The sequence below is a fragment of the Enterobacter sp. MGH 16 genome (assembly GCF_000493175.1).
Taxonomy (GTDB): Bacteria; Pseudomonadota; Gammaproteobacteria; order Enterobacterales; family Enterobacteriaceae; genus Enterobacter; species Enterobacter roggenkampii.
The window spans coordinates 2,288,365-2,301,161 of the sequence record NZ_KI535695.1; the positions used below are offsets into that span (position 1 = coordinate 2,288,365).

Below are 12,797 nucleotides of genomic sequence, written 5' to 3' on the forward strand. Positions count from 1 at the left end.
TAATAGATTTACTCCAGCAGCCACGCCCCGCCATGAATAAGCGATGCCCCTCCCGTCCAGGCAAATAACGCCAGCTCGCGGCAGTCGGCATCAGGATATATACGGCTGCTGAGGCACGCCTCACCCTCGTTAACAAACACTTCCACGGAAGAGCTATCAAAGAACAAACGAAGATTAAGCGCGTTGCTAAGGTTAAGCGCGACGCTTCGGGTCCCGCACAGGCCATACTGCGGATAGTCTCGCTCCAGCACCAGGCGCTGCATCTGCGTATCAACATAAAGGCGTAACCCGTCGCCAAGACGAATGCCGTACTGCTCCGCGCTGCTGTTGGCGCAATCCCACTGCAGAATGACCTCCATCGCATCGCAGTGTTCCACCAGCGTCATCTGCTGGTTATTAAGCGTACTTATCGGCCAGGGGAACCACGCCCCGCGCAGGCTTTCCACTTCTCGGGCTGGCCGCATCTGCAGGCGGTTATCCGCGCTCAGCGTCAGTTCGCGCGGTAAAGAGAGCATGCCAGCCCACCCGTCCTCCTGTTCCGGAAGGGGAGATTCCCACATGTCCAGCCAGCCGATAACGAGGCGTCTGCCATCCGGCGTCAGGAAACTTTGCGGCGCATAGAAATCATGCCCGTAGTCCATCTCCACAAATTCACCTTCACGCATAAAGGGCTGACCAGGCTGCCATTCGCCTACCAGATAGCCGCTCTGGAAGAGATTGCGATGTTTAAATCCGTCTGCCGCCAGTCCCTGAGGCGAGAACATCAGCACGCGTTTACCATTGAGAGTGAAAAAGTCCGGGCATTCCCACATATAACCCAGCTCTTTTTCAGCCACCGCGAGCACGCCCCTGTCCTGCCACTCAAGCAGATCGGCAGACCGGTACACACGCACCTGGCCCGTATCCCCCTCGCGCGCGCCAACGACCATGTACCACCACGCCCCTTCACGCCATACCTTCGGATCGCGGAAGTGATGCAGCCCGGGCGGTGTGTCAATGACTGTCCCGTGCCGCACAAACTGGATGCCGTCACGGCTGGTTGCCAGGCACTGAACCTGGTAGAGATTAGCCTCATCGCCGGGATCGCCGTGGAATTTGTGGCCGGTGTAAATCAGCGCCAGCGTACCGCCATCCACCACCGCTGAGCCGGAAAAACAGCCGTCCTTGTCGTCTGGCCCTTCCGGGGCCAGCGCAACCGGGAGGTGCTCCCAGCGAACTAAATCTTTGCTGCGCGCATGGCCCCAGTGCATCGGCCCCCACTGGGTCGAATACGGATGGTGTTGATAAAAGGCGTGATACCAGCCGTCAAACCAGACCAGGCCATTCGGGTCGTTCATCCAGCCAGCGCGCGCTGCGAGGTGGTAACGGGGATACCAGCGCAGATTAAGCCCTTCGCGTCTGGACTGCAGTTCCTGTTCTGCTTTCGTAATGGAATACATCATTTCTCTACTCTTTCGATCAGATGGTGGAAGGTTGCGGCATGAGCGGGTCAGAAGAGGACTTACCCGAGCGCAACAGGAAGATGGAGATAAACGTGGTGCTGAATACCAGTAGCCCCATAATGAAATAGGACTGGGCAAAGCCGTATTTCTCATAGCTGTAACCTGCCAGCGGCGACAGCACCGAGGCAATCACCGAGCTTGTACAGGCAAAGCCCACCAGATAGAGGGTGGAAGAGAGCCGTTTATCAAAATGCAGGCTGTTGTATTTAAAGATGGAGACCAGCAAAACGGGTAGTTCAACCGCGTGCAATAGCTTGGTAATGGAGATCAATACCGGTCCCTCAACCAGACCCGATGCCACCATACGCATCGCCATCACCATTCCGGCGAAAATCAGGCCGTTTTTCGCACCGAGGCGATTCACCAGCCACGGGGCGCAGAACATGCCCGCCGCCTCCAGGAAAACCTGGAAGGAGTTGAGATAGCCGTACATGGCGTTTCCTTCCTGCAGCGTCGGGAACTGTGAGGAGAAATAGACCGGGAACTGCTGGTCGTAAACGCCGTAAATACAGGTGCCAATAACGAAAAACACCAGCGCCCAGAAGCGCGGCAGCGTCAACAGGCGTAAGGCATCCTCCAGCGTGACCTTACCGCCGGATACCGCCTCCTGCATGGCGTGCGGCGCGGAAGAGACTCTTAGGCGCGCCAGCAACACAAAAAACACCAGCCCGGCGCAGCTCGCCACCGCGAAGTTCAGCTTCGGATTGATGTTGAACAGCAGACCGGCAAAAAAGGTTGCCACCGCCCAGCCAAGGGATCCCCACATCCTCGCCTTGCCAAACTCAAACTGACTCTGGCGGGCCACGCGCTCGGTATAGGATTCCAGTACACCAATCCCGCCGTTAAACGTCAGCCCGATATAAATCCCGCCGAAAATACTGCCGAGCAACACGTTAATCTGCAGCAGATACCCAAACAGCAGGAAGGCCGGACCGGAAAGAATGAGCAGGCTGGTCAGAAACCAGAGCAGGTTTTTTCGCAGGCCGAGCTTGTCCTGAATGAAGCCGTAGCAGATTTGCGCGCACAGCGCGGAGACGGACAGCACGGCATAGATGACCCCCGTATCCCCTGCCTTTAACCCCACCTCCTGGTGAAGCCAGATAGAGAGCAACGAGCCGGAAGATGACCACGTGACAAAAAAGAAAAACAGTAATGCGCTTAATAAAGGGTAGCTGTGAGAGTGATGCGTTTTCATCATGACATTCTCATGTTGGAGTAATGATGCAATGGTAACGTTAACATTTACGCTTTCTCATGCTGTTTGGCTGAAATTTAAGATGTTAATCACGAAAGTTAACGTTAACATTAAGAGAATGAGATCGCGATCAAATATTCATCACTGAGGTAAACATGACCCGGCCTGGGCATCAGCCTTTCTTTTACATCAGCGACTTAGTTGTATACCCTTTCACGCAGAGCATTAACGGAGTAAGACAATGGCTTCCCTGAAGGACGTCGCAAAGCTGGCTAACGTATCGCTGATGACGGTCTCCCGCGCGCTGAACAGCCCGGAGCGCCTTAAGCCGGAAACGCTGGCGCGCGTTCAGCTGGCTATCGAGCAGACCAGCTACGTGCCCGATCTGTCCGCCAAGAAAATACGCGGCGCGCATGCCTCGCCTAAAACCATAGGGGTACTGGCGCTCGATACGGTGACGACGCCGTTCTCGGTGGAGATCACGCTGTCTATTGAAGAGACGGCCAGAATGCACGGCTGGAACAGCTTCGTGATGAATATGTTTACCGATGACAATCCGGACGCCATTGTCGACCTTCTCCTCTCTCATCGGCCCGACGGAATTATCTACACCACCATGGGGTTACGTCAGGTTCCTCTCCCGGCCAAACTCCTCACCCTTCCCTGCGTGCTGGCCAACTGCGAAAGCGACGGCGAAAAGGTCGCCAGCTATATTCCCGATGATGAGCAGGGGCAATATACCGCCGTGCGGGCGTTACTCGCGGAGGGTTATCGACGCCCTCTCTGCCTGCATTTACCTGAGGGGCATCTGGCCACAACCCGCCGTCGTCAGGGGCTGGAGCGTGCATGCCGTGAAGCGGGGCTCGATCCGGACAGCCTGGAGCACTGCTATATGGCACTCGGCGATGAGCACTATCGCGACATTCCGGCCGTGTTGCTGGCGCACATGCAGAATGGCATTCCCAGGTTCGACGCCGTTATCTGCGGTAACGATCGTATCGCGTTTATGGTGTACCAGACGCTACTGGGACAAGGGCTTCGTATACCGGACGACGTCGCGGTGATCGGCTATGACAATATGGTGGGCATTGGGGAGTTGTTCCTTCCTCCTCTCACGACGGTACAACTGCCGCACTATGAAATTGGTCGCCTGAGCGCCCTGCATATTATTAACGGTGAAGAACATCAGGAAACCACGCGCGTAGAAAGTCCATTTTTACTGCGTGATTCCGTTGCACAGGCAACGTGAGCACCGTTTTCTGCACCTGCCGGATAAACAGGGAAAGCTTCCCTCCTTTTGTGCCGTTGAATGGCACGATTTGTCACACTCTTTTCTGCGACTTTACACACCGGGCAAATAGCCTGTAACCCGCTGTTTTTATTTGGCATAAAATACAATTTTCATTTTAAAAAAGGGGATATTTCCTCGCTATACACACGTGTCACAAAACAGTAAACAAATTAACCATTGAGCCCCGTGGCAAAAGGCTCTATATTGGCGGCGTTTTTTTCAGGCCCCTTCTGTTTTTTAACTTTTTATTCAATCGTGGCTCATAACGAAGCGGCGGTTGTAGGAGTGATATGATGACGGATAAAGTCCGTATTGACACCGTAGATGCCCACAAAAGCAACGAAACCTATCTGGCCCGTCAGGCCGAGTTTGAATCTAACGTCAGGAGTTATCCGCGCAAACTGCCTTTAGCCATCACTAAAGCAGAAGGCGTGTGGATTACCGATGCAGATAATAAAGAATACCTTGACTGTTTAGCAGGTGCAGGGACCCTTGCGCTTGGCCATAACCATCCTGATGTGCTGAAAAGCATCCAAAATGTCATTACCAGCGGCTTGCCGTTACATACTCTGGATCTGACTACGCCTCTGAAAGACGCGTTTTCCGAATACCTGCTCTCTCTGCTGCCTGGTCAGGGCAAAGAGTACTGCCTGCAGTTCACCGGTCCATCCGGGGCTGACGCCGTTGAAGCAGCGCTGAAGCTGGCGAAAAAAGTGACCGGTCGTAGCGGTATCATCAGCTTCTCTGGTGGTTACCACGGTATGACCCACGGCGCACTGTCCGTGACCGGCAACCTGTCTCCGAAAGAAGCGGTAGACGGTATGATGCCAGAAGTGCAGTTCATGCCTTACCCGCACGAATACCGCTGCCCGCTGGGTATCGGTGGTGAAGCGGGTGTGAAAGCGCTGACTTACTACTTCGATAACCTGATCAACGACGTTGAAAGCGGCGTGCGTAAACCTGCTGCGGTGATCCTGGAAGCGGTTCAGGGCGAAGGCGGCGTGAACCCGGCTCCGGCTGAGTGGCTGCAGCGCATCCGTAAAGTGACTCAGGAACACGGCATTCTGCTGATCCTCGACGAAGTTCAGGCTGGCTTTGCCCGTACCGGTAAATTCTTCGCCTTCGAACACGCGGGCATTGAGCCAGACATCATCGTGATGTCTAAAGCCGTCGGTGGCGGTCTGCCGCTGGCCGTACTCGGTATCAAAAAGCAGTTCGACGCATGGGCGCCAGGTCACCACACCGGTACCTTCCGCGGCAACCAGCTGGCGATGGCAACCGGTCTGACGACGCTGAAAATCCTGAAAGACCAGAACATCGCAGGCAAAGTGGCGGCACAGGGCGAATGGCTGAAAGGCCAGCTGAAAGAGATGGCGAAACGTTATCCGGTTATCGGCCACGTGCGCGGTCTGGGCATGATGATCGGTATTGAGATCGTTAAGCCGCACGAAGCCGCTGACCACATGGGCTGCTTCCCGGGCGACGGCGAGCTGTCTGCACTGATTCAGAAGAAGTGCTTCGAAGCCGGTCTGATTCTGGAGCGCGGTGGTCGTAACGGTATCGTTCTGCGTCTGCTGCCTTCTCTGCTGATCAGCGATGAAGAGCTGAAGATCTTCCTGGATAAATTTGAGCAGGCACTGCTTGCTGCGGGCGTTCGCCCGGCGTAACCGGAGTTATTGATTACGATGTCTGATTCAAACCCAATTTTGTTCTCCTCTGCGCAGAGCATTGAAGCTTACCAGCAGGCGATTGAACAAAGCACTCAGGCTGTGATGCAGTGGCTGAAACAGCCTGAGATGTACCAGGGCAAAACGGTCGCGGAACTGCGCGACCGTATTAAGCTGGATTTCAACCCGAAAGGGCTGGGCAACGAAGCGGCGATTGAACGCGCCGTGGAGTTCTTCCTGAAAGACAGCCTGTCCGTTCATCACCCGCAGTGTGTGGCGCACCTGCACTGCCCAAGCCTGGTCGTAAGCCAGGCGGCGGAAGTGCTGATCAACGCCACTAACCAGAGTATGGACTCCTGGGATCAAAGCCCGTCCGCAACCATCATCGAGATCAAACTGATCGAGTGGCTGCGTACCCGCGTGGGTTATCAGGCTGGCGACGCCGGTGTCTTCACCAGCGGCGGAACCCAGAGCAACCTGATGGGCCTGATGCTGGCGCGCGATGCGTTCTTTGCGCGTCAGGGTCACTCCGTTCAGCAGGACGGTCTGGTGGGCGATCTGCGTAAGATCCGCGTACTGTGCTCTGAAAACGCGCACTTCTCCGTGCAGAAAAACATGGCGCTGATGGGTCTGGGCTACCAGTCCGTGGTGCAGGTGAAAACGGACGAATTCTCCCGCATGGATCTGACCGATCTGGCGGCGAAAATCGAACAGTGCAATGCGAACGGCGAGCAGATTCTGGCGATCGTCGCAACGGCAGGTACCACCGATGCCGGCGCTATCGATCCGCTGCGCGCCATTGCTGAACTAGCGGCGAAGCAGAACATCTGGGTACACGTTGATGCGGCCTGGGGCGGCGCGCTGCTGATGTCTGAGCAGTATCGTCACTACCTGGACGGCATTGAGCTGGTGGATTCCGTCACCCTGGACTTCCACAAGCAGTTCTTCCAGACCATCAGCTGCGGCGCCTTCCTGCTGAAAGAAGCGCGCCACTATGAGCTGATGCGCTATCAGGCGGCTTACCTGAACTCTGAGTTCGACGAAGAAGCCGGCGTGCCGAACCTGGTCTCCAAATCGCTGCAGACCACCCGTCGTTTCGACGCGCTGAAGCTGTGGATGAGCCTGGAAGCGCTGGGTCAGGAGCAATACGCGGCGATCATCGATCACGGCGTGACCCTGGCACAGCAGGTTGCGGCGTACGTGAAAACGCAGCCTGCGCTGGAACTGGTTATGCAGCCGCAGCTGGCAAGCGTGCTGTTCCGCTTCCGTGGCGAGGTGCAGGCAGATGATGCCGGTATCGCCCTGCTGAACCAGAAAATTGGTGACGCACTGCTGGAATCCGGCCGTGCAAACGTCGGTGTGACCGAGCATAACGGCGTGACCTGCCTGAAGCTGACGCTGCTGAACCCAACCGTGACGCTGGAAGATATCAAAATCCTGCTGTCTCTGGTTGAGCGCACCGCGCAGGAAGTTCTGGCTAAGTAATATAAAACCCCTCTCCCGCCGGGAGAGGGGTTATTCTTATAAGCCAGCCCACCACATCCTGATTTTTAATCCCCAGTAGCTCGTCCAGCCCGTTGTGGTACTGACCACGTTCCCCTTCGATACAATGACTAACGTCGGCGTCACGCTCACCTGCCACGCCTGCGACAGCGCACCGTTTTCATCGTTTATCACCGGCATTTTAAGCTGTTTCTTGTCAACCCAGAGTGCAAGCTTTGCGTTATCACCAGAGCGCATGGCGATACTCACCACGTTCCCGCCCTCTTCTGCCAGCTGATTAACCGCAGGCGTGGTGTAACGGCAAATGCTGCACCAGGTCGCCCAGACGTAGATCAGCAGCGGACGCTCCTGGCTGAGCGCCGCAATATCATGCATTTTTCCGTCGATGCTCGTCATCGGTGTTGCACTAAAACTGGCGGGGAGTGTCGGTTTTCGGTATTGATCAACTCCCCACGCCACGGCCAGCGTCAGCAGAACGAGTATGACTCCTTCCCGCGCCCAGCGGCGCAGTCGATTGATTTTGCGGTTATCCATTGTGACCTCGTGTTTTAACGAAGGTCATCTTAACGGGCAATACACCATCACGCTGTAAAGAAATGTCGCGTCAGGGTTACTCCCGGGTATAGCCATAGTCGTAAGCGCTATACCCCGAGTTGTAATAGAGCGCCGCCGATTTCACAATGTCATTAAGGATCACGCCATTCACCTTTACGTTCATCCGTTCCATACGCTTAAGGCTGGTCTCGATCTCTTTCACGCTGGTTTTACCAAAGCGGGCGACCAGCAGCGTAGTGGCAGCTGCTCTGGCGATCAGCAAAGCATCCGTCACGGCAAGCACAGGTGGAGTGTCGATAATCACGATGTCATACCGCTTTTCAATCTGCGCCATCACATCCTGGAAGCGTTCACTCATGAGCAGGTCAACGGGATGCGTAGGTTGGGGTCCGCAGGTCAGTACATCAAAACCGCCTTTCTCAAAGCGTTGAACCGCCTCCTGCCACTCAACGGTTCCGTCGAGCACGCAGGACAACCCCCGATGATTGTTCAGCCTGAACACATTGTGGACATACCCTTTGCGCATATCCGCATCAACAAACAGCACCCGCTGTCCGGCCTGTGCCACAATCGACGCCAGTGAAGTACTGACCAGCGTCTTTCCGCAGTCCTGCGTGGGGCCAGACACCACGACAACCCGGTTTGCGGTATCCATCATGGTAAAATGCAAACTGGTGCGCAGCCCACGCATCGCCTCGACAAACGTATCAGCCGGACGGTCAATGGGCAGGAAAGGCACGTTGGATATCCTGTGCTTCCAGTGGGAAGTAAACAGGTTTCTCCTGCGCAGGTGCGTTTTTTTCCATAACCATACCGAGCGCGGAAGCGTTACCAGCAGCGGCATCCCGAACTCTTCCAGTTGTTCTGACGACGTAATGCCCCGCTTGAAGGCGGAACGCACTAAAACCGTTCCGGCAGAGAGGAGCAGCCCTATCATCATACCAAACAGAATGATGAGGGCTTTGCGCGGTTTGACAGGGGCCGGCTGCGTCACCGCCGGGTCTATGATCCGCACATTCCCGATAGCGCTGGAGCGCGAGATGCTCAGCTCTTGCTGACGCGTCAGCAACTGCATGTATACGGCGCGCCCGGATTCAACATCACGACTCAGGCGTAATATTTCCTGCTGCGTGGATGGCATGGAGGAGACGCGGCTATACAGGCGCGCGCGTTCCCGCTCAAGCGTTTGTTTTTTCTCCAGTAAAGCACGGTAGGTGGGATGGCCCTTTTTGAACAGCTGGGATACTTCTGCCTCGCGAAACGTCAGCTCGTTAAGCTGATTTTCCACGTTAACCACCTGATCAAGAACCGACTTTGCCTCAAGAGATAAATCGACCGAATCGCTTTGCTCTCGATAAGCATTCAGTCGCGCCTCGGCTTCATCCAGTTCGCGACTGATTTTAGGTAACTGATCCTGTAAGAACGTGAGGCTACGGGAATCTTTAGCTTCCTGGCGCGCAATGTTCTGGCTGAGAAAATTTTCGGCAATCGTATTAAGTACCGTAGCGGTCTTGCCGGGATCGTCACCCGTTAACGTTAAGGCGATCATTCCACTCTGTTTCGACGACTCCACAACCGTCAGTCTGCTCTGAATGGCGTTGATCGCCTCAAGCCTGGTAACGATGTTGAGGGTAAACTGGGTTCCCGGTGCCGCATTGAGGGAGGTCACCAGAAGAGAGACGCCCTCTTTAAGTAGCGCTTTTCCAACAATGCCTTCTGCCTCAAGCGTTTGTCCCTCAAGACGATATCGCCCTTGCTCGAGAACAGTGAGTAAAAGCGTTTGTGGATCCCCCTCCACAGACGGAATATTCAGCGAGCCAATCGTGATTTCAGCGGGGTTGCGCCCGTGAACGTGCTCCCAGAAAGCCCCAATGACGGGGAACAAGCGCCTATTAACCTCGTAGGTCAGCCCTAACCGATCAACGGTCTGTCCGAGGACCATCCGTGATTTAAGGAGTAAAAGTTCTGGAGCGACATCGGGTGAGAGATCGGATCTGAGCGAGGTCAGGTTCTTGAGCAGCGCGTTGCCCTGCTTCGCTTCGACCTGCACCAGGGCATCGGCCTGATAAACCGGCGTGACGCTGAAGGCGTAGATCCCCGCACATACCGTAAACAGAAGCGTAACGCACGCGATCATTACCCGGTGATCGAACATCTCAGCAAGCAACTGAATGAGATCCATTTCGTTATTCTGCGGTGTCGCAGCACTATATTTGTCTGATTTAGAAGACGACATTACGGCTTCATTCCTTGTTAACTCAAACGACGAGCCCATTCCTGACTGGCTTTCCCCAATTGCCCGAAAACATATTCAAAGGCTTCACGGCTTTTGCGATACGGGTCGGGAATGTCCTGGGTTTCCAGCCATTGTCCAAATAGCAGCGATTTTCCCCGGTTCTCCGGGGCCATTGTGGCAATAAAACGAAGGTGTTCCGGCTCCATCACCAGAATCAAGTCGGACTGTTGCAACAGACTGCACGTCACCCTGCGGGCAACGTGCCCCTCCAGCGAAAGGCCGTGACGCAAGGCCACAGCCTGCGCACTCGCATCCGCCGGGCGTCCTTCTAGTCCGAAAATACCTGCAGAGGTGACCTGCCTGCCGGGTAATTGCTGACGCAATAGCCGCTCACCAATGGGTGAGCGGCAAATATTGCCGGTGCAGACCACTAAGATTGAATGGAACATGACTACGGCCACGATCTGATGTTACGAACGGTTTCGGTCAGGTCATGTACGCCGCTGATGGTGGGCACCAGTTGGGAGATCACGCGATTCCAGCGCGATAGCGGTGCCGTGGTGACGTAGACAATGTCATACGGCTCAAGCTGGAATTCCGTACCCAGCACCATGGCTGAAGCATCTTCCGCATTCAGCTGATAGATATTGGCGATTTTGTCGGTGTCACCTTTTTTCGATACCTGGCGAATAACAAAAATGCCGGTTGCATCGGCCATATTTTGGTTAAGCCCCCCGGCATTGCCCAGGGCCTCGGCCAACGTCATGCCGCTACGATCCATCTTAAGGGTGCTCTGTTTCACCACCTCGCCCATTACGAACACTTTCAGCGCGTCGTTCCGGGGAACAAACAGGATATCGCCAGGATAAAGCAGCTTATTTTGGGTCAAATCGCCATGCTGCATCAGGGCATAGAGTGAGAGGTGGGCGTCCTGTCCATTGTGTGTGAGCACGACGTTACGCCAGTCGGCATCCGCCGAGAGCCCACCCGCGGCGTTAATCGCATCCATCACCGTCAGCGGAATATTGGTTATCGGCTGTTGACCCGATTTTTCCACCTCTCCGGTGACGTAGGCTTTTTGTGAACGGAAGGAGGCTACGCTGACGTCCACCTGCGGGCTCTCAATGACGCTATCCAGTCGAGCCGTAATCTCTTCACGTACCTGTGAAACCGTTTTTCCTGCCACCCGCAGTTTACCGACATAGGGATAAAAGAGCGTACCGTCAGCGTTGACCCAGTTGCCTGTATCGCTCGCGCTACGATATTGTCCTGCGGGCGTTGTTAATTCAGGGTGATCCCAGACGGTGACCGTCAGAATGTCGCCTGCACCAATACGGTATTCCCAGTTTTTGATCTGCTTGTCCAGATTAGGATTTGCCTGAGATTTCGACACGGGCGGGCGCAGTTTTTCAATCCACTCCGGCGTCAGCGGAAAAATTTCCACGCGCTTATCAAGCTGATAATTTGCCTCTTCCGCCGAAATAACTTTCTTATCTGACACACTTAAGCTCTGACCAGGTGAAAAAACGCACCCTGTTAACTGACTAATACTGAGAAATAACAGCGAAAATGCAGTTGTACTTTTCATTAATATAAATATTTCTTTTTAACGTTGCGTTTATCGTTAAGCCTGTAAAAAGACCCAATCCAACCCCATGAAATGTAATCAATTATGCTTATGAGAGATGAACTTCCTGCCCTTATAAAACACACCTCACCCGCGCTTTAAAAAACAGATCCTATACTCGACCTGGTTAAAAAACGGATGTCAGCACGCTTCATCCGGAGGCAATATTAAATGCTCTTCAGAGAGAAAGCATTCGCCTCGCTTTCTAACTTTGATATGGAAAGTTATTTTCAGAATTAATTAATGAAATGATAAATATTAAAAATATAATGCATCGACAATATTCCCGATACTGATAAACATCACGCAATTGGGCTACACAAAACCGTCCACTTTTGTTACATTTTTTTTCAAACATCCCCTGCGTTGATACTTAAAATGGACTGTCTGCTTCGCTTTCGACGTCCCGCAGACGAAAAGTATCTGTAACGATATCACTGGAGAAAAAATGGCTAAGCGTAAACTGCTGCTTCTGGGTGTATTACTGTCTCTGGCGGGATCCGCATTCTCTGCCCCGCAAACGGCCGCTGCACCCTCCGGCATCAAGGCCTATGAAGAACAAGAGTTCATCGCTGACTTCACGAAATTCAAGATTGGCGACACGGCGCCGGCGCAGTATCAAACGCCGGAGTACACCATCAAACAGTACCAGCTGCGTAACCTGCCGGCCCCAGATGCCGGAACCCACTGGACCTACATGGGCGAGAACTACGTGCTGATCGGCGATGCGGACGGCAAAATCTACAAAGCCTATAACGGAGATATTTTCTATCACCGCTAAGACCATTCTGATCCGCCCCTGGCAGGAAAGCGATCGTCCTTTCCTGCGCACGCTCTTTCTCCACGCCCGGCGTGAGGCCTGGCCATGGCTGGACAGTTCAGACTGGCAGCTGGAAGACTTTGACGCGGCCACCCGTGACGAAGTGATTTGGGTTGCCACGCAGAACGGCCATCGCCTGGGCTTTGCCTCCGTCTGGGCGAACGATAATTTTCTGCACAACCTCTTTGTTGACCCGCAGTATCAAAGCCACGGCGTCGGGAAAATGCTTCTGGAACAGGTGCAGAAGACGTTTACCAGTACAGGTTCGCTTAAGTGTCTGGTGAAGAATGCGCGGGCTGTCGCGTTTTACCAGCGGCACGGCTGGCACATTGAGGCGACGGGGGATTCTCCGGAGGGAGAGTATTATTTGATGCACTATCGGCTTGGGTAAAGTCAGGTGG

General features: G+C 54.4%; 11 protein-coding genes. 5 read left to right on the forward strand and 6 right to left on the reverse strand.

Annotated elements, in window-relative coordinates; all coding sequences use genetic code 11:
• Window positions 1-8: 8 nt before the first annotated feature.
• Entirely contained in the window at window positions 9-1,442 is a 1,434-nt protein-coding gene (locus L362_RS12015; RefSeq protein ID WP_023344526.1) for a glycoside hydrolase family 32 protein, read from the reverse strand.
• A 16-nt stretch (window positions 1,443-1,458) separates the two neighbouring features.
• Window positions 1,459-2,700, reverse strand: a complete 1,242-nt coding sequence (locus tag L362_RS12010; protein ID WP_023344527.1) for an MFS transporter — start codon at window positions 2,698-2,700, stop codon at window positions 1,459-1,461.
• Window positions 2,701-2,938: 238 nt separating this feature from the next.
• Here L362_RS12010 and L362_RS12005 point away from each other — a divergent pair, with 238 nt between their 5' ends.
• From L362_RS12005 to L362_RS11995, 3 genes are all read left to right on the forward strand, one after another.
• Window positions 2,939-3,946: a LacI family DNA-binding transcriptional regulator gene (locus tag L362_RS12005; RefSeq protein ID WP_021241480.1), complete on the forward strand. Its 1,008-nt coding sequence runs from the start codon at window positions 2,939-2,941 to the stop codon at window positions 3,944-3,946.
• A 332-nt stretch (window positions 3,947-4,278) separates the two neighbouring features.
• Window positions 4,279-5,655 carry a diaminobutyrate--2-oxoglutarate transaminase gene (locus L362_RS12000; RefSeq protein WP_014884533.1) on the forward strand — a complete coding sequence of 459 codons (1,377 nt, stop codon included), beginning with the start codon at window positions 4,279-4,281 and terminating at the stop codon, window positions 5,653-5,655.
• A gap of 18 nt (window positions 5,656-5,673) precedes the next feature.
• Window positions 5,674-7,140 (forward strand): pyridoxal phosphate-dependent decarboxylase family protein, encoded by a 1,467-nt coding sequence (locus L362_RS11995; protein WP_023344528.1) that lies wholly within the window; start codon window positions 5,674-5,676, stop codon window positions 7,138-7,140.
• Window positions 7,141-7,176: 36 nt separating this feature from the next.
• Here the strand turns inward: L362_RS11995 and L362_RS11990 are convergent, their stop codons facing one another.
• The 4 genes from L362_RS11990 to L362_RS11975 form a co-directional block, all read right to left on the reverse strand.
• A complete protein-coding gene (locus L362_RS11990) occupies window positions 7,177-7,692 on the reverse strand; it encodes a protein disulfide oxidoreductase (protein ID WP_023344529.1) in 516 nt (171 codons plus the stop codon).
• 76 nt (window positions 7,693-7,768) lie between these two features.
• The gene (locus L362_RS11985; RefSeq protein ID WP_023344530.1) at window positions 7,769-9,949 is read right to left on the reverse strand and encodes a polysaccharide biosynthesis tyrosine autokinase; all 2,181 of its coding nucleotides are present in this window, start codon (window positions 9,947-9,949) and stop codon (window positions 7,769-7,771) included.
• A gap of 17 nt (window positions 9,950-9,966) precedes the next feature.
• A complete protein-coding gene (locus L362_RS11980; protein ID WP_021241484.1) occupies window positions 9,967-10,398 on the reverse strand; it encodes an arsenate reductase/protein-tyrosine-phosphatase family protein in 432 nt (143 codons plus the stop codon).
• A gap of 2 nt (window positions 10,399-10,400) precedes the next feature.
• Entirely contained in the window at window positions 10,401-11,537 is a 1,137-nt protein-coding gene (locus tag L362_RS11975; RefSeq protein ID WP_032637807.1) for a polysaccharide export protein, read from the reverse strand.
• A gap of 487 nt (window positions 11,538-12,024) precedes the next feature.
• Between L362_RS11975 and L362_RS11970 the strand changes: the two genes are divergently transcribed.
• Entirely contained in the window at window positions 12,025-12,357 is a 333-nt protein-coding gene (locus tag L362_RS11970) for an RcnB family protein (protein ID WP_008500887.1), read from the forward strand.
• A complete protein-coding gene (locus L362_RS11965; protein WP_008500888.1) occupies window positions 12,302-12,787 on the forward strand; it encodes a GNAT family N-acetyltransferase in 486 nt (161 codons plus the stop codon). The genes L362_RS11970 and L362_RS11965 overlap by 56 nt, the downstream gene beginning before the upstream one ends.
• The last annotated feature ends 10 nt before the right edge of the window (window positions 12,788-12,797 follow it).

Coding starts and splice junctions, on each gene's coding strand:
- L362_RS11995 (WP_023344528.1), top strand. CDS start 5,674: ATGTCTGATTCAAACCCAATTTTGTTCTCCTCTGCGCAGAGCATTGAA.
- L362_RS11985 (WP_023344530.1), bottom strand. CDS start 9,949: ATGTCGTCTTCTAAATCAGACAAATATAGTGCTGCGACACCGCAGAAT.
- L362_RS11970 (WP_008500887.1), top strand. CDS start 12,025: ATGGCTAAGCGTAAACTGCTGCTTCTGGGTGTATTACTGTCTCTGGCG.
- L362_RS12000 (WP_014884533.1), top strand. CDS start 4,279: ATGATGACGGATAAAGTCCGTATTGACACCGTAGATGCCCACAAAAGC.
- L362_RS11965 (WP_008500888.1), top strand. CDS start 12,302: ATGCGGACGGCAAAATCTACAAAGCCTATAACGGAGATATTTTCTATC.
- L362_RS12010 (WP_023344527.1), bottom strand. CDS start 2,700: ATGATGAAAACGCATCACTCTCACAGCTACCCTTTATTAAGCGCATTA.
- L362_RS11990 (WP_023344529.1), bottom strand. CDS start 7,692: ATGGATAACCGCAAAATCAATCGACTGCGCCGCTGGGCGCGGGAAGGA.
- L362_RS11975 (WP_032637807.1), bottom strand. CDS start 11,537: ATGAAAAGTACAACTGCATTTTCGCTGTTATTTCTCAGTATTAGTCAG.
- L362_RS12015 (WP_023344526.1), bottom strand. CDS start 1,442: ATGATGTATTCCATTACGAAAGCAGAACAGGAACTGCAGTCCAGACGC.
- L362_RS11980 (WP_021241484.1), bottom strand. CDS start 10,398: ATGTTCCATTCAATCTTAGTGGTCTGCACCGGCAATATTTGCCGCTCA.
- L362_RS12005 (WP_021241480.1), top strand. CDS start 2,939: ATGGCTTCCCTGAAGGACGTCGCAAAGCTGGCTAACGTATCGCTGATG.